This window comes from Nitrospirillum pindoramense, assembly GCF_007827955.1.
GTDB lineage: Bacteria > Pseudomonadota > Alphaproteobacteria > Azospirillales > Azospirillaceae > Nitrospirillum > Nitrospirillum amazonense_B.
On the sequence record NZ_VITR01000005.1, the window covers coordinates 36,155 to 53,111 of the forward strand.

The 16,957-nt window shown below is 69.8% G+C and carries 11 protein-coding genes; 9 read left to right on the forward strand and 2 right to left on the reverse strand.

The window, feature by feature from the left end:
* Positions 1–13: 13 nt before the first annotated feature.
* From FBZ90_RS09335 to FBZ90_RS09370, 8 genes are all read left to right on the forward strand, one after another.
* Positions 14–652, forward strand: a complete 639-nt coding sequence (locus FBZ90_RS09335) for a GNAT family N-acetyltransferase (RefSeq protein ID WP_246130245.1) — start codon at positions 14–16, stop codon at positions 650–652.
* Positions 653–1,266: 614 nt separating this feature from the next.
* Positions 1,267–2,721, forward strand: coding sequence for a sensor histidine kinase (locus tag FBZ90_RS09340; protein WP_145731365.1), 1,455 nt, complete (start codon positions 1,267–1,269; stop codon positions 2,719–2,721).
* Complete coding sequence (locus FBZ90_RS09345; protein WP_145731368.1) at positions 2,714–3,499, forward strand: response regulator transcription factor; 786 nt, start codon at positions 2,714–2,716, stop codon at positions 3,497–3,499. Before FBZ90_RS09340 ends, FBZ90_RS09345 begins: the two co-directional genes overlap by 8 nt.
* A gap of 295 nt (positions 3,500–3,794) precedes the next feature.
* The gene (locus FBZ90_RS09350; RefSeq protein WP_186455690.1) at positions 3,795–6,029 is read left to right on the forward strand and encodes a TonB-dependent receptor; all 2,235 of its coding nucleotides are present in this window, start codon (positions 3,795–3,797) and stop codon (positions 6,027–6,029) included.
* Positions 6,030–6,058: 29 nt separating this feature from the next.
* Positions 6,059–7,456, forward strand: a complete 1,398-nt coding sequence (locus FBZ90_RS09355; RefSeq protein WP_145731374.1) for a tetratricopeptide repeat protein — start codon at positions 6,059–6,061, stop codon at positions 7,454–7,456.
* A 49-nt stretch (positions 7,457–7,505) separates the two neighbouring features.
* Positions 7,506–10,028 (forward strand): ABC transporter substrate-binding protein, encoded by a 2,523-nt coding sequence (locus FBZ90_RS28340; protein ID WP_246130246.1) that lies wholly within the window; start codon positions 7,506–7,508, stop codon positions 10,026–10,028.
* Complete coding sequence (locus FBZ90_RS09365) at positions 10,025–10,873, forward strand: ABC transporter permease (protein WP_246130247.1); 849 nt, start codon at positions 10,025–10,027, stop codon at positions 10,871–10,873. Before FBZ90_RS28340 ends, FBZ90_RS09365 begins: the two co-directional genes overlap by 4 nt.
* A gap of 3 nt (positions 10,874–10,876) precedes the next feature.
* Positions 10,877–12,478, forward strand: a complete 1,602-nt coding sequence (locus FBZ90_RS09370; protein WP_145731381.1) for a dipeptide ABC transporter ATP-binding protein — start codon at positions 10,877–10,879, stop codon at positions 12,476–12,478.
* Here FBZ90_RS09370 and FBZ90_RS09375 read toward each other — a convergent pair.
* Positions 12,466–13,536, reverse strand: a complete 1,071-nt coding sequence (locus FBZ90_RS09375) for a P1 family peptidase (RefSeq protein WP_145731383.1) — start codon at positions 13,534–13,536, stop codon at positions 12,466–12,468. The two genes, FBZ90_RS09370 and FBZ90_RS09375, sit on opposite strands and share 13 nt — an antisense overlap.
* Positions 13,537–13,642: 106 nt before the next feature.
* Between FBZ90_RS09375 and FBZ90_RS09380 the strand changes: the two genes are divergently transcribed.
* Complete coding sequence (locus FBZ90_RS09380) at positions 13,643–14,518, forward strand: alpha/beta fold hydrolase (protein ID WP_145731386.1); 876 nt, start codon at positions 13,643–13,645, stop codon at positions 14,516–14,518.
* Between the two features lie 20 nt (positions 14,519–14,538).
* Here FBZ90_RS09380 and FBZ90_RS09385 read toward each other — a convergent pair whose 3' ends face one another.
* Positions 14,539–16,953: an ABC transporter permease gene (locus FBZ90_RS09385; RefSeq protein WP_145731389.1), complete on the reverse strand. Its 2,415-nt coding sequence runs from the start codon at positions 16,951–16,953 to the stop codon at positions 14,539–14,541.
* Between the last annotated feature and the right edge of the window lie 4 nt (positions 16,954–16,957).

A 16,957-nucleotide genomic window follows, 5' to 3' on the forward strand; every position in this document is an offset into this window, starting at 1 on the left:
GCGGAGAGCGCCCATGGCCGAGATCGACACCCGCCCCATGACCGTCAGCCCCATCACCCTGACGGGGGCCGTGGTGCGGTTGGAGCCGTTGAGCCAGGATCATCTGCCGGGGCTGATCGCCGTGGGGCTGGACCCGGTGCTGTGGCGCTGGGTGCCGACGCAGGTGACGACGCCCGATGAGATGCGGGCCTATGTCCACACGGCGCTGGAGGAGCGGGACCGGCATGTCAGCCTGCCCTTCGCCATCGTGCACAAGGCCAGCGGGCTGGTCATCGGCAGCACGCGCTATGGCAACATCGACCGCGCCAACCGGCGGGTGGAGATCGGGTGGACCTGGGTGGCGCGGTCGCACCAGCGCACCGGCGCCAACACCGATGCCAAGCGCCTGCTGCTGACCCACGCCTTCGAGGTCTTGGGCGCCCACCGGGTGGAGTTGAAGACCGACGCGCTGAACCAGCAGTCCCGCGCCGCCATCGCCCGCATCGGCGCCACGCAGGAAGGCATCTTCCGGTCCCACGTCGTGGTGCCGGCCCGCGTGGGGCCGGGGGGCGAGGCCATCCCCGCCCGGCTGCGCGACAGCGTCTATTTCTCCATCATCGCCGCCGAGTGGCCGGCGGTGAAGGAGCGGCTGGCGCACCTGGCCCGGCCCTGAGCCTTCCCCCCTTGGGCGGCCCTGCCCGGCGCCAACACCCCACCAACACCGCCGCGCGCCCTTGACAGGGAAGGCCGCCGGGACGCCGCGCGCCATCGCACCCGTCGCAATAGTCGGGCGCCGCCTGTTCGCGGCCTGTATGACTCGCGATCGTCCAGGGCGGCGCGCGCGACAGAGAAATGCATGGTAAATATTTCCCGGACTTGCGCGTATTAAGCGAGATGCGAATACAGCATTTCCCTTCCCTACGCGAGTATACCATTAACCAATGATGAACAGCGCGAATTAATAGGCCGTGCGGCCTTTGCTGGCCAAGACAACCGACCGGCGCCCGGCCAATACCAAACGCTGGAAACAACCGCCGGCCAGGGACTTAGCGGGCCGGCCCCCGAAATTACTCATGCACGCGGCCGTGAGATTGTGATAAATTCTGATGTCATCGCCGAAACTTTTTCATATTTCGGCGCGGTGTTCTCATAAAGTAAATAATCCACGGTCTTGGCAGACGGATAATGACAGGGTAAGCGAACCCGGTAGCAGCGACGCAGCGTGACGTACCCTTACCCCCTTGGCTTATCCTGGCGCCACTGGTGCCGCGGAACGACGACCCGACGATGACCGACCTGCTCTCGCTCATTCTCATCCTGACCATGCTGAACGGGGTCGCGTCCGCCCTGATCTGGAACGCCTACCGCCATCTGGCGGGGGTGCGCACCATCGCGTCCAGCTTCATGATGGGCGGGTGCGCGGCGGTGCTGGGGCTGTTCTATCATCCGGGGCCCGGTTTCCTGAACGGCATGACCGGCTATGTCCCCAACACGCTGGTGTTCACGTCGCTGGGCCTGTGCCTGAACGGCGTCATGATCTTCCTGGGGGAACGGCCGCGCAAATGGCTGTTGGGGTTCTGCCTCGGCTTCCCCCTGCTGTACTGGCCGCTGTCCCTGTACCTGTGGCCGGACTCGGGCGCCCCCCGGTCCGCCATCAACGCCTTCACCACCCTGATCGCCTTCGCCTCGGTGATGCCGGCGCTGTGGCGCGCGCGCGGGGATTGCGCCTGGCTGCGCTGGACGCTGCTGCCCGTGCTGGTCCTGCATGTGGTGATCCAGGGGGGCTGGTCCATCCACCGCCTGGATCAATGGCTGTCGGGCACCGCCGACCCCATCATGTTCTATCCCTGGACGGTGGTGGAGACCGCCGTCGCCCACCATCTGTGGTTCGTCTGCTTCCTGATCATGCTGGGCGCACGGCTGCAGAGCAACGTGACGCAGCGCAACCGGGAACTGGCGCACGAGGTCGACACCCGCCGCCACCTGGAGCAGCAGTTGGCGGCGACGCTGGCGGCGGAGCGCCAGATCCATGCCGAGCACCGGCAGTTGCTGGACGTAGTGGTGCATGAGATCCGCACCCCCCTGGCCGGCATCGACCGCGCGGCGGAAATGCTGCAGGTCCTGCCCGGCAGCGTGCCGGAACCGGCGCGCCGGCGGCTGGGCGCCATCCGCGACGGCGTGCGCCGCGTGACCGGCCTGGTGGAACGCATCATGGCCAGCGAGCGCGAGGGCCACATGGCGGCCCAGCCGCAGCCCATAGAATGGATGCACAGCGTGCAGACCGTGATCCAGGGCCTGAGCCACCTGAACGCCGGGCGGGTGACGGTGGTGGCACCGGACAGCCCTATCCTGTTCATGGCCGATCCCGGCATGCTGATCGCCGTGCTGCGCAACCTGATCGAAAACGCCCTGAAATATTCGCCGGAGGGGGCGCCCGTGACGGTGGCGGCCAGCGAGGACACGGCCCATGTGGTCATCCGCGTCACCGACCAGGGCATCGGCATCCCGGAAATGGAGCGCCAGTCCATCGGCCGCCGCTTCTACCGGGCGTCCAACGCCAACAACCACCCCGGCAATGGCCTGGGGCTGTTCATCGTCCGCCGCTTCCTGACGGAGATGGGCGGAACCTTGAGCCACAGCGGCGGCCCCAACGGCGTCGGCACCGTGGCGACGGTCGTGCTGCCCCTGCGGCCGGCCCAATGGGAAGACCCGGATTACGGGCGGGAGAAGCATCATGCATAGCGTTCTGGTCATCGAGGATGATGAGGGCCCGCGCACCGACCTGGTCGATTACCTGGCGCTGAAGGATTTCCAGGTCACGGGCGCCGGCACCACCGCTGCGGCCTGGGCCGTGCTGGACCAGGCCGAACGGGACGGCGCCCTGCCCGCGGTCATCGTGCTGGACCTGAGCCTGCCGGACGGCCACGGCTTCGACTTCGCGCGGGAGGTGCGGCGGCGCCACGGGCTGGCCTGCGGCATCATCATGCTGACCGGATTCAGCAGCGTGGACGATAAGGTGGAGGGGCTGGCCAGCGGCGCGGACATCTATCTGGTCAAGCATGCCAGCCTGCGCGAGATCGAGGCCAACATCCGCAGCCTGCTGCGCCGCGTCGATGAGTCCGCCCCCGGCGGCGTCCCCGCCGCCGTTCCCCCACCCCCGCCGCCCGCCCCCGACTGGCACCTGGACACCACGACCTGGCGCCTGACCAGCCCGCAGGGTGCCACGACGCTGCTGACTGCGACGGAATACGCCTGCGTGGCCAAGCTGATGGGCAACCGTGGCGCGGTGACGTCCCGCGCCGACCTGATCGCCGCCCTGGACCGGCCGTCCATGCGCTATAACGACCGCAACCTGGACGGGCTGATCAGCCGCCTGCGGCGCAAGGTCGTGCAATCCCTGGGGGAGGAGTTGCCGGTCAGCGTCATCTACGGCGTCGGCTACACCTTCCGGCCGGCCACGGGCGCCGCCGCGGGGGCCCCCACGGGCACCGCCACTGGGGACGCAACGGCGGCGCCCTGAAAGGCGTGCGCAAGTCCATCGCACCCCCATCCACAACCAAGGTGATGCTTGCGCTGACGCGCCGTCGCGCCTAAGGGTGTCGGGGTGTGAGCACATGCAGCATGACAGCCATGCGTCGCCATTGCGGCGGTCGCGCGGCCGCCGGCAATTTACGCGATTGACCGGAGCGTTATTCCCCTTGTTTACTGCTGTTACAGTGTTGTTAATAAAATAACACACCGAAATAACGTGTAATTCGGCATCCCGAAAAGAGCCCACAAGGGCCGCGCCGGAAATAATGGGGGAGTTGCGAAGGATGAAGGCTTCGTTCGTCCGCGCCGTCATCGGGCGCATCATGACCGGCGGCATCATGATCGGTGGCGCGCTGCCGGGAGGCATGGCCCTGGCCGAGGGGCAGGAGGGCGGCGCCGGCGGCATTCCCGAGATCATCGTCACCGCCCAGCGCCGCGAACAGTCGGTGCAGGATGTGGGCCTGTCCGTGTCCGTGCTGTCGGCGGCGGACCTGGCCGCCCACCATGTCACCTCGGTCAACGATCTGCAGAATGTGACACCGGGGCTGGAGGTCACCAACGCCTTCGGCGGCGGCCAGCCGCAATTCCGCATCCGGGGCGTCGGCTTCAACGACTATGCCTCCAACAACACCCCCACCGTGGGCGTCTATGTCGATGAGGTCGCCTATCCCCTGCCCATCATGACCCAGGGCCTGGTCTATGACGTGGACCGGGTGGAGGTGCTGCGCGGGCCGCAGGGCGTGCTGTACGGCCGCAACACCACGGGCGGCGCCATCAACATCCTGACCGCCAACCCCACGGACACGGCCAGTGCCGGCATCACCGGCGACTATGGCAGCTACGGCGCCGCCAAGGTCGAGGCCTATGTCTCCGGCCCCGTCAGCGACACGGTGAAGGTGCGCCTGTCGGCCATGACACAGCAGGGCGGCGCCTGGCAGACCAACCGCGTGACGGGCCAGGACCTGGGCAATGCCAACCGCACCGCCGCGCGGGCCAAGATCGCCTGGGCGGCCACGCCGGACACGGATGCGACGCTGAACCTGCATTACGGCCGCGACCTGTCGGATGGCAGCGGCGGCTATCTCTTCAACCCCGTCGTCCAGCCGGGCGTGGGCACGCTGCCGGCCGACACCGACCCGTCGAAGACGGGGTGGAGCCTGTCGCCCGCCTTCGCCAAGCTCATCGGCGCCGACCCCACCGCCAAGCCCTTCCGCAACAACACCAGCGGCGGCGCCGACCTGACGGTGACGCATCGCTTCGAGGATGTGACGCTGACCAGCATCACGGCGTGGGAGGCGTTGAACCGCAAGGAGTTCAACGATTGGGACGCCACCGCCTACCGCGACGCGGATGAGTATTTCAACAGCCGCGCCCAGGACGTGTCGCAGGAGGTGCGCCTGGCCTCCAGCGGGCCGGGCCGGCTGCAATGGGTGGGCGGCCTCTATTACGCCCACGAAACGCTACGCGAGGCCTTCCTGTCCGACTTCACGGACGTCTATGGTTTCATCGCCAACACCCGCTATGCCCAGACGGCGGAATCCATCAGCGGCTTCGGCCAGGCCGACTATGCCGTCACCGACCGGCTGAAGCTGATCCTGGGCCTGCGGGAGGAGCATGAGGACCGCACCTTGCGGACCTTCAGCACCAGCACCATCCCGGACACCGGCATCGGCGTGTCGACGGACAAGGTGCCCACCGGCTTCACCCAGACCACGGGCAAGGCGGGGGTGGAATTCAAGCTGGACGACGCGGCGCTGCTCTATGCCAATGTCAGCCGGGGGGTGAAGTCCGGCGGCTTCACCGCCTACAACACCCTGGCGCTCAGCGGCCTGGCCCCCTTCCGGCCCGAGGTGCTGTGGGCCTATGAGGCGGGCGTGAAGTCCGACCTGGCCGACCACACCCTGCGCCTGAACGCGTCGGCCTATTACTACGACTATCATAACCAGCAGGTGCAGTCGGTCATCATCGACCCCACCTTCGGCGCCATCGGCAAGATCGTGAACGCCCCCCGGTCGGAGATTTACGGCGCGGAGTTGGAGGTGCAATGGGCCCCCGCCCATACCGGCCTGCGCGTCACCCAGGCGCTGGGCCTGTCGCATGGCGAGTTCACGGAATTCAACGCGGTGAACACGGCGGCCTCGCTGGCCACCTGCTATCCCTGCCGCGCCATCTACACCGACCAGGCGGGCGGGGATTTGGGCTTCCCCCGCATCACCTATAACGGTGGCGCCAGTTATGACTGGGCCTTGTCGGGCTATACAGTGAAGGCCGAGGCGGATTACAGCTATCGCAGCAGCGAACGCTCGCTGCTGGGCAGCCGGTACAACGTCGCGGGCTATTGGCTGGTGAACGCCGCCGTCACCCTGGCGCCGGAGCGGGGGCCGTGGACGGCCACCGTTTACGGCCAGAACATCCTGGACCGCCGCTATGACCTGCTGCGCAACTTCTTCACCAACGCCGACATCGCCATTCCCGGCCGCCCGGCCACCTGGGGCGTCCGCCTGAGCTACCAGTACTGAACCGCCCCCCAGCCGGGACCGAGGCCGCCATGGACGAAGATTTCCTGGGCAACCCCATGACGACGGACGGCGCACACAGCGCCGGCCTGATCGACGATTTCGTCGGCGGCCTGCTGTCCTATGAGATGCGGGCCGTGAACCTGCTGGCCGTGGCGGATGAGGCGGTGGACCTGCCCCTGGTGCAGACCTATGCCGGCATGCTGTGGATGTTCCTGGAATCCATCGATGGCCCCGGCCGCGCCGCCCCCTATGTCGGCCGCGCCCTGGCCGCCGCCCGCCACGGCACGCGGCGGGAGCGGCTGAACGCGGCCATGCTGGAGGCCTGGTGGCGGGACGACATCCCCAGCGCCCTGGCGCTGGGCGACCAGATCGCGGAGGAGTTTCCCCGCGACCTGGCGGCGGTGAAGGTCCACCAATACCTGAACTTCAACCGCGGCCAGTCGCCGGACATGGTGCGCATCGGGTTGAAGGTCCTGCCCCGCGCCGGCGACGTCGCCTATCTGCATGGCATGCTGGCGTTTGGCTATGAGCAATGCCACCTGCTGGATGAGGCGGAGGCGGCGGCCCGCCGGGCCATCACCCTGAAGCGCAAGGAGCCCTGGGCCCACCACGCCCTGGCCCATGTGATGCTGACGCGGGGTGAGATCGACCAGGGGGCGGCCTTCCTGCGCGGCGTCCACGACAGCTGGACCGACCTCAACTCCTTCATGTCCACGCACCTGTGGTGGCACTACGCCCTGTTCCTGCTGAGCCAGGGGCGGGAGGCGGAGGCGCTGGCCACCTATGACACCCGGGTCTGGGGCGTCGACAAGGGCTATTCCCAGGACCAGGCGGGGGCGGTGCAACTGCTGAGCCGGCTGGAACTGGCCGGCGTGGACGTGGGCGGCCGCTGGAGCGACCTGGCCGATCACCTAGCCGCCCGCGCCACCGACACGGCCCAGCCCTTCCTGGCGCTGTTGTACCTGATGGGCCTGGCGCGGGCCGGGCGGGCGGAGGCCGACACCCTGCTGGCCGCCATCCGCGTCCAGGCCGACAGCGCCCCCGATCACAGCCGCGAGACCTGGGCGGACGTCGCCGTTCCCGCCGCCGAAGGGCTGATGGCCTATTACCGGGGTGATGGGCGCACGACGGTGCGGCGCCTGGGTCCCGTGCTGCCCCGCCTGGTGGAGATCGGTGGCAGCCACGCCCAGCGCGACCTGTTCGAGCAGGTGGTGCTGGACGCCTACCTCAAGGACCGCCGCTGGACGCCGGTGCAGCAGATGCTGGAACTGCGCCGGGGCCATGACCCCGACGGCGTGCCCCTGAACCGCGCCCTGGCCCAGGTCTATGACGCGCTGGGCTTGCCCAGCCTGGCGCAGCAGGCGGCGGCACGGGCGCGCGGGACGGCCGACGCGCACCGCCACGACACCCCTCTCTTTTCCGCGTAATACAATGGCTTGGCCGACCATCCTCAAGCATCTGATCAGGTCCGTGGTGATGCTGGCCGCCCTGGCCGGGGCGCCCCTGGCCGCCGCGCGCGACAGCGTGACCCTGGGCCTGCAGCTGGAGCCGCCGGGCCTGGACCCAACGGCGGAGGCGTCCGCCGCCATTCCCGCCGTGGTCTTCCCCACCGTGTTCGAGGGCCTGGTGCACCTGGGCGTGGGCGGCACGGTGGCGCCGCTGCTGGCCACCGACTGGACGGTGGCGCCGGACGGCCTGACCTACACCTTCCACCTGCGTGCCGGCGTGCGCTTCCAGGACGGGGCTGATTTCGATGCCGAAACGGTCAAGTTCTCGCTGGAGCGCGCCATCACCCCCGCCAGCACCAACCCGCAAAAGGTGGCGCTGTCGCACATCGACCATGTGGAGGTGGTCGATGCGCTGACCGCCGCCATCCACCTGAAGGCGCCGTACAGCAACCTGTTGCAGGTGCTGGGCTGGCCGGCCGCCGTCATGGTCTCCCCCGCCAGCGCCGCCGGCAACGTCACCCACCCGGTGGGCACCGGCCCCTATGCCGTGGCGGCGTGGCAGCGGGGCAATGCCGTCACGCTGGCGCGCAATCCCGCCTACTGGGGGCCGGCGCCCCATCTGGCCAGCATCACCTATCGCTTCATCGCCGACCCGGCGGCGGCTACGGCGGCGCTGAAGGCCGGCGACATCCAGGGCTTCCCCGCCTTCCCCGCGCCGGAAGCCATCACCGCGCTGAAGGCCGATCCCCGCTTCACCGTCGATGTCGCCCCGTCGGAGGGGGAGACGCTGCTGGCGCTGAACAACAAGCGCCCGCCTTTCGACAATGTGCTGGTGCGCCGCGCCCTGTCGCACGCCATCGACCGGCAGGCCGTCATCCAGGGCGCCATGTTCGGCTATGGCGCCGCCATCGGCAGCCATTACCCGCCGCAGAACCCCGGCTATGTCGACCTGACGGGCCTTTACCCCCACGACGTGGCCAAAGCCAAGGCCCTGCTGGCGGAGGCGGGCTACCCCCACGGCTTCACCACCACCCTGCGCGTCCTGCCCCTGCCCTACGCCAAGCGCGCGGCGGAGATCATCGCCGCCCAACTGGCGGAGGCGGGGGTGACGGTGGTGCTGGAGGATGTGGAATGGGCCACCTGGATTTCCCAAGTCTATGGCCGCCACGACTATGACATGACCATCGTCGCCCATGTCGAGCCCATGGATTACGACATCTACGGCCGCGACGATTACTATTTCGGCTATTCCAATCCCGCCTACAAGGCGCTGCTGGCCACGCTGGACGCCACGGTGGATGAGACGCGGCGCCTGGCCGTGCTGGGCGACATCCAGCGCACCCTGGCCCGGGACGCGGTGAACGTCTTCCTGTTCGAATACCCCTATTTCGGGGTGTGGGACGCCCGCCTGCGGGACATCTGGCTGCCCACCCCGGTGCAGTTGGTGGACCTGGCGACGGCGCGGTTCGACCAGGCCGGACCGGGGGCCGCCACCGCCGGCGGCCTGTCCGGCGCGGGCGGCGTGGCCTGGCTGCTGGGCCTGGCGGTAGCGGGCGCAGCCGCCCTGGCCGCCGTCAAGGCGGGGCCGCGCTATGTCGCCGGTCGCCTGGCCGTGCTGCTGCTGACGGTGCTGGCCGCCAGCCTGACCATCTTCCTGGTGCTGCAGGTCATCCCCGGCGATCCCGCCCGGGTGATGATGGGCATGAGCGCCGACCCCGCGGCCCTGGCAGCATTGCGCCATCAGATGGGGTTGGACCTGCCGGCGCCGCAACGCTACCTGGCCTGGCTGGCCGGCCTGGCGCGGGGCGACTTCGGCCTCAGCTACACCTACCGGGTCGATGTCGGCACGCTGATGGCGGAGCGCCTGGCCGTGACCCTGCCCCTGACGCTGTACGCCGTGACGCTGTCCACCGGGCTGGCCGTCGTCCTGGGTGTGACGGCGGCCTTGGGCGCCGTGCGGGGGCGGACGGGCCGCATGGTGGACAGCCTGCTGAACGGCATCGCGCAATTGCTGATCGCCGTGCCCAACTTCTGGGCCGGCACGGTGCTGGCCCTGGTGTTCGCCGCCGGCCTGCACTGGTTCGCCGCCGGGGGCTTCCCCGGCTGGGACATCGGGTTCTGGCCGGCGCTGAAGGCCCTGACCCTGCCGGCGGTGGCCCTGGCCGCGCCCCAGGCCGGCATCCTGGCCCGGGTGCTGCGGGGCGAGCTGGTGGACCAGATGGGCCAGGACTACATCCGCACCGCCCGCGCCAAGGGCCTGAGCCTGCGCCAGGCCCTGCTGCGCCATGCCCTGCCCAACGCCCTGGTACCGGCGCTGACCATCCTGGGCATGCAGTTCTCCTTCCTGCTGGCGGGGGGCGTGATCATCGAGAATGTCTTCTTTCTGCCGGGCCTGGGCCGTCTGGTGTTCCAGGCGGTGGCCCAGCGCGACCTGATCGTGGTGCAGGGCGTCACCGTCAGCCTGGTGTTCGCCGTCGTCATCGTCACCTTCCTGGTCGATCTCGCCAATGCCGCAGTGGACCCGCGCCTGACCGGGGGGCGCCGCCCATGACCGTCATGATCACGGTTGAGGCCGCGACCGACGGCCGCCGGCATAGCGCGGCGCTGGTCGCCGGCCTGGTACTGAGCGGCCTGGTGGTGGGCGCCGCCCTGCTGTCCCTGGCCTGGACGCCCTACGATCCCACGGCGATCAATGTCGCCGGCCGGCTGGCGGCGCCAACGGGCGCGCACTGGTTCGGCACCGACGCCTATGGCCGCGACGTCTTCTCCCAGGTGCTGGCCGGCGCGCAGAGCGCCCTGGCGGTCGCCCTGGCCGCCGTCGGTGTTGGCCTGGGGTGCGGCGTGCCGCTGGGCCTGCTGGCGGCCGGGCGCCGGGGATGGGTGGAAGAGGTGGCGATGCGCGGCAGCGACATCGTCTTCGCCTTCCCCGCCCTGATCACCGCCGTGCTGATCGCCGCCCTGTGCGGCCCGGGGGCGATCGACGCCATCGCCGCCATCGGCCTGTTCAACATTCCCATCTTCGCCAAGGTCACCCGGGCGGCGGCGCTGAGCGTCTGGGCACGCGACTACACCCTGGCCGCACGCCTGGCCGGGAAGGGTGCCGGCCGCATCTCGCTGGATCATGTGCTGCCCAACATCGCCGGGCTGCTGCTGGTGCAGGCGACCATCCAGTTGTCGCTGGGCATCATCGCCGATGCCGGACTGTCCTTCGTCGGGCTGGGCACCCAGGCGCCCCGGCCCAGTTGGGGGCGCATGCTGGCGGACAGCCAGACCCTGGCGGACCTGGCCCCCTGGCTGGTGCTGTTTCCCGGCCTGGGCGTGGTGGCCGCCGTCCTGGGCTTCAACCTGCTGGGCGAAGGCCTGCGGGCCCACCTCAATCCCAGGCGGGGGGCCTGAGCCATGCCCCTGCTGGATATCCGCGATTTCAGCCTGTCGGTCGATGGCCGCGCCCTCCTGAATGCCGTGTCGCTGACGGTGGACCCGGGCCAGATCGTGGCCCTGGTGGGGGGGTCGGGCTCCGGCAAGTCCATGACCGCCCTGTCGGTCCTGGGCCTGACGCCACCCGGCGCCCGCGCCCAGGGCAGCATCCGCCTGGACGGGCAGGAACTGACGGCGCTGACCGACCGGGGGATGGACGCCGTGCGCGGCCGCGACGTCGGCCTGGTGTTCCAGGAGCCCATGACGGCGCTGAACCCCGTCCTGTCCATCGGCGCCCAGGTGGCGGAAACGGTACGGGTGCACGGCATGGCCCGCCGGGCGGAGGCCGCGCGCGTCGCCGACGCCATGTTGGCCCGCGTGGGCCTGCCCGCCGACCGCTTTCCCCGTAGCCGGCGCCCCCATGAACTGTCCGGCGGGCAGCGTCAGCGCGTCGCCATCGCCGCCGCCCTGGCAGCCAAGCCCAAGCTGTTGATCGCCGATGAACCCACCACCGCCCTGGACGTGACCACCCAGGCCCGCATCCTGGACCTGCTGGTCGATCTGGTCCGTCAGGATGGCCTGGGCCTGCTGCTGATCAGCCACGATCTGGCCCTAGTGTCCGGCGTGGCGGATCGGGTGGTGGTCCTGCAAGAGGGCGCGGTGGTGGAATCGGGCCCGCCCGCCATCGTCCTGCAGTCGCCGGAGCATCCCTACACCCGCCGCCTGCTGGCGGGGGCAGTGCCGCCACGGCAACGGCCAGACACGCCTCCCGCCCCGGTTCAGCCGCCCTTGCTCGCCGCCCAGGAGATCGTCCGCGACTACGCCCTGCCCCGCCCCACCCTGTGGGCCAAGCCGGGCACGCTGCGCGCGGTCGACCGGGTCAGCCTGGCCGTGCACCGGGGCGAAAGCGTCGGCATCGTGGGCGAGTCCGGATCCGGCAAGTCCACACTGCTGCGCACCCTGCTGGCCGCCGACCGGCCCCAGGCTGGTACGGTGCGCCTACTGGACCAGGATTGGTCGGCTGTCAGCGAGGGGGCCCGCCGCCGCCTGCGCCGCCATGTGCAGATGGTTTTCCAAGACCCGGTGGGCAGCTTCGACCCGCGCTGGCGGGTGGAACGGCTGGTGGCCGAGCCCTTGGCCCTGCTGGACGCGCCTCTGTCGCCCGCCCTGCGGCGGCGGCGCGTGGAGGAACTGTTGGGCCAAGTGGGGTTGGCGCCGGAAGATGCCGACCGTTTTCCCCATGAATTCTCCGGGGGCCAGCGCCAGCGCATCGCCATCGCCCGCGCCCTGGCGGTACAGCCCGACCTGATCGCCCTGGATGAGGCGACGTCAGCCCTGGACATGCTGACCCGGGCCCAGATCCTGGATCTGCTGGCCGACCTGTCGCGGCGTCTGGGCCTGGCCTATCTGGTGGTGTCCCACGACCTGGCGGTGGTGGAGGCCCTGACCGACCGCCTGCTGGTCATGCAGGACGGCCACGTCGTCGAGGAAGGGCCCACCGTCCAAGTCCTGAGCCAGCCGCGCCACCCCTATACCGCCAGCCTGGTGGCGGCCACGCCCACCCTGCCGGTTCAGGGCGCCTGATGGCCGTCCTCACCCGTTTGACCATCCCCGGCCCTGTTACCATCCCCGGCATGGAACACCGCGCGGGCGATGGCGCGGGCCAGGCAGTCGGCGGCGGCGGAGCCGATGCGCGCCACCTGGGCCCAGCGGCTGCCCGCGTCGGTCGACAAGGCGGGCCCCCGCGCCACGGCGAACACGGTGTCGCCGTCGAAGGGGGTATGGGCAGGACGCGCGGCACGGGCGATGCCGTCCTGCGCCATCATCGCCACCCGCTTGCACTCCGCCGTGCCGAGGTCGGCGGAGGCGGCCACCACGGCGATGGTGGTGTTGGCGCCGGCCGTGGGCTGGCGATGCACCCCCAGGCGCGACAGGTCCGGCACCGGATCGCTGGCGTCCATCGGGGCCTGGGGCGTCCGCCCGCCGAACTCGCCATCGATCTCGAAAGGCCAGGCCCAGTAGGTGCGGCCATCGGGCATGAAGACCGAGCCCAGGGGGTTGGCCGCCACCAGGGCCCCCACCACCAAGCCATCGCCCAAGTCGATGGAGGCGGTGCCGATGCCGCCGGGGATCAGCCCTGCCATGGCGCCCCGCCCAGCACCGACCGGCCCCTGGGCCACATCCAGACCCGCGGCCGCCACCGCGTGCATCCCCAGGTCGCGGTAGGGTGGGGTCAGGCCCCAGTCCTTGTCGCCGCCATTGGCCAGGTCATAGAGCACGGCGGCGGGCACCAGGGGCACCGCGGGCGTGCCGGGCCGCAAGGTCAGGCCCATCCCGCGCCGCGACAGCACGGCCGCCACCCCGTCCGCCGCCGCCAAGCCGAAGACGGATCCGCCGGTCAGCACCACGGCATGGGCGCGCCCCACCAGGTTCTCCGCCGCCAACATCTCGGTCTCGCGGGTGCCGGGGCCGCCGCCGCGCACGTCCACGCCGCCGGCCCAGCCAGCCGCCCCCTTGGCCCCGCCGCACAGCAGGACGGTGACGCCGCTGCGCACCCGTTCATCCGTGGCGTGGCCGACCGTCAGGCCAGGGACATCGGTGATGGCGTTGCGCAAACCGGGGCGCGGTCCAGGGGCGGGCATGGTACGGTTTTCCAGCACATCGTTAACGCGGTCGCGGATAGTCCCCCTTCGCCCCTGCGCCTTCAACGGTAAACGCCACAAGGGGTAGTCCCCAAAGGAAAGCACCATGCCCGACGCCCCTGGTCTGCCGCTCGCCACCACCCGCCTGGTGGTCACGCCCGACACGGTGGCGGTGCGCGATGGCCGCCCGCCCCTGAGTCTGCTGGTGCATGAGGGCGGGGCCCGTGCCGACACCACCGTGTTCCTATGTCATGGCAGCGGCGGCAACAAGAACCAGTGGCGCCACCAATGGGCCGCCCTGGTGGCAGAGGGCGTGCGCATCGTCGCCTGGGATTTCGTCGGCCATGGGCAGAGCCCACAGCCGCGCGACTGGGCGGCGTACGACGGCAACCACCTGGTATCCGACTATCGTCAGATCCTGGACACATACGGCCCGCCGCCCGGCCAGGGCCGCGTCATCCTGGCGGGCCATTCCTACGGCTGCCGTCTGAGCTTGAGCCTGCTGCAGGGCCTCGCGGCGGAGGGGAGGTTGGACCGCGTGGCGGCGGCCCTGCTGCTGGGCCCGCCCAGCCCGGTCGCCCAGCTGGGAGCCAACCCGCTGGGTTGGCTGCCGCCCTTCATCCTGGAATGGATCCGCCCCATCATCTCCGCCAAGTTCCGCTCGCTCGCCTGGCATCCGGACACCGACGCCGCCCTGATCGCGTTCGAGGAGCAGGCGACCAAGGGCAACAGCCTGTTCATGATGAAGGCGCTGATGAGCCAGGCGGCCCACCCCGATCCGGCGGCGTTGTCCGCCCTGACCCTGCCCATCACCGTGGTGGCCGGGGCCAATGACGGCCTGACGCCCCCGGCCGGTGCCCGAGACCTGGCCCGCCGCCTGCCCACCGCCACCTATGTCGAGCTGGAGCGCTGCGGCCACCAGATCATGCTGGAGCGGCCGGCCGAGACCAACGCCCTGCTACTGGACCTGGTAAGGGGCTGACGGGCTCCCAGGGCGCGCCGTCACTCGTACCGCAGCGCCCCCACGGGCGGAGCGCTGGCCACGCGGATGACGTGGACGGCCACGGTGGCCAGCGCCACGGCCAAGGCCAGGGCACCGGCCGCCATGAAGGTCAGCGGCGCCTGGTCCACCCGCACCGTGAACTGCATCAGCCACTGGTGCAGGCCCCACCATGTCACCGGCCAAGCCACCAGATTGGCCAGCAGGACAGGCCGGGTGAACTGCCAGGCCAGCAAACGCAGGATGTCGCCCACGCGGGCGCCGACGACGCGGCGCATGCCGATTTCCTTGGTGCGCCGCGCAGCGGTCAAAGCGGTCAGGCCGAACAGGCCCAGGTTGGCCAACACGATGGCCAGGCCGCCGAAGGCCGCGAACACCCAGGCCTGGCGCTCTTCCGATTGGTAGAGGCTCTCGATCCGCTCATCCACAAAGGCGCGGCGCAGATACTCGGCATCGGGATAGAGCCGATCGACCACGGCGTTCAGCGCCTTGACCGTGGCGCGTTGATCGCCAGCGGCCAGGCGCACCGTCAGGTGCCGGCCGCTGGGCTTGATCAGGAACATCAGCGGACGGTCGGATTCCCGGGCGGAGCTGAAGCGCATGTCCGCCACCACGCCCGCGACCTCGGTGGGGGTCTCACCGTTCACCAGCAGGCGTTCGCCCACGGCATCCTCGGGCTTTTTGTAGCCCATGCGCCGCGCCGCCGTCTCCGTCAGGATGGCATAGCGCGGCGCCTTCTGGTCGCCTTCGGCCGGCTTCCAGCCCTGGGGCAGGCCTTTGCCCGCCACCAGCTGGGCGCCATAGGTGGCGAAAAAATCCTCATCCGCGGCGAAGGAGTGGATGCCTTCCGCCCGGCGCAAGGTGCTGCGGGTGTCCGCCGGCAAATCAAAGACGGATATGCTGCCTGAGGGATCGGCCGGCACCAGGGTGGACAGGCTGGCGGCCACGACCCCGCGCAGGTGCGCCACCTCCGCCTTCAAGGTGGCGGCCCTGGCGGTGTCGGTCGGCAGGTTGCTGAACAGATAAAGGTTCGCGGGCTGATAGCCCAGGCCGACCGCCTGCACATGCGCCACCTGACGCTGCACGGTCAGGGTCGCCACCATCAACGCGATGGACACGGCGAACTGCGCCACCACCAGCACCGCCCGCACCCGCCCAGCACCGGGCGCCTGCGCCCTGCCCTTCAATATCTCTCCCGGACGGTACCCTGACAGCACCAGCGCGGGATAAAAGCCCCCCAGGACACCCACGACCAGCGGCGTGGCCAGCAGCAGGGGCAGCAGGTTTCCGTGGGTAAGGAGCGCCAGTGACAATTCCCGCCCCACCAGGTTCTGAAACGCCGGCAAGGCCAATTCCATAAGGGCCACCGCCGCCAGGGTGGCGAGGGTGGCCAACAGCACCGCCTCCCCCGTGAACAGCAGGACCAGTTGCCGGCGCCGGGCGCCCACCAGCTTGCGGATACCAACCTCCCGCGCCCGGCTGATGGCCTGGGCCGTGGCCATGTTGGTGTAGTTGGCGATGGCGACGCCCAGGATCAGGAGCGCGACGCCGGCCAGAATCCGCAATGTGTCCACATCGCCACCGGGTCCGTTACTGCCAATCGCCTTGGTCCCCATATAAATGTCCCTCACCGCATCCAGCCTCAGGCTGAGGACAATTTCGTTGCCGCCGCCTTCGTTGGTTTTGGGCGCGGTGTGGCGCTTCACATAGGCGGGCAGGCCAGCGGCGACCGTGGCGGCGGATACCCCCGGGGCTAGGCGAACATAGGTGAGAACGCCCTCTACATCGTTCCAAGGCCGCGCCTTGGCCTTTGACCAGGATTGGTCGCCCCGCGCCGCGTCAGCGGCGATGGCCGCGAACACCAGGTGGCTACGCGGGATGGGCGCCAGCACGCCGGTGACGGTCAGCACCGGCCCATGGCGTACCTGTATGGTGCGCCCGATAGGATCAGCGTCGCCAAACAGGGTGCGGGCCAAGGACCTCGTCACCACCACCGCGTCCGGCCGCGCCAGCGCCGTCGCGGCATCCCCCCGCTCCAGCGGATAATCCAGCACTTGCAGGAAATTCGGATCGGCCCACAACAGGTGCTGTTCAAAAAAACGGCTGCCCTCCCCCAGCATCACCCGGTCGGGTTCCTCCCGGGTGACGGCCTCGACCTCCGGCAGTTCCTGCCTGACCGTCAACGCCAAATCCGTGGGGCCCGAATCCATGACGATCGACTGTCCGCCGATGTCGAAGGCGCCGCCCAGGCGATAAAGCCGATCGGCATGGGTGAACCCCCGGTCCACGCCCACTTCCTCCGCGACATAAAGGCTGACCAGCAGAAAGGCGGCGATGCCCAAGGCCAAGCCCACCCCGTTCAGCAGGGTGGTCAGGGCCTGGCGGCGCAGGACGTGGAACAAGGCGAACATGGGCATCGAT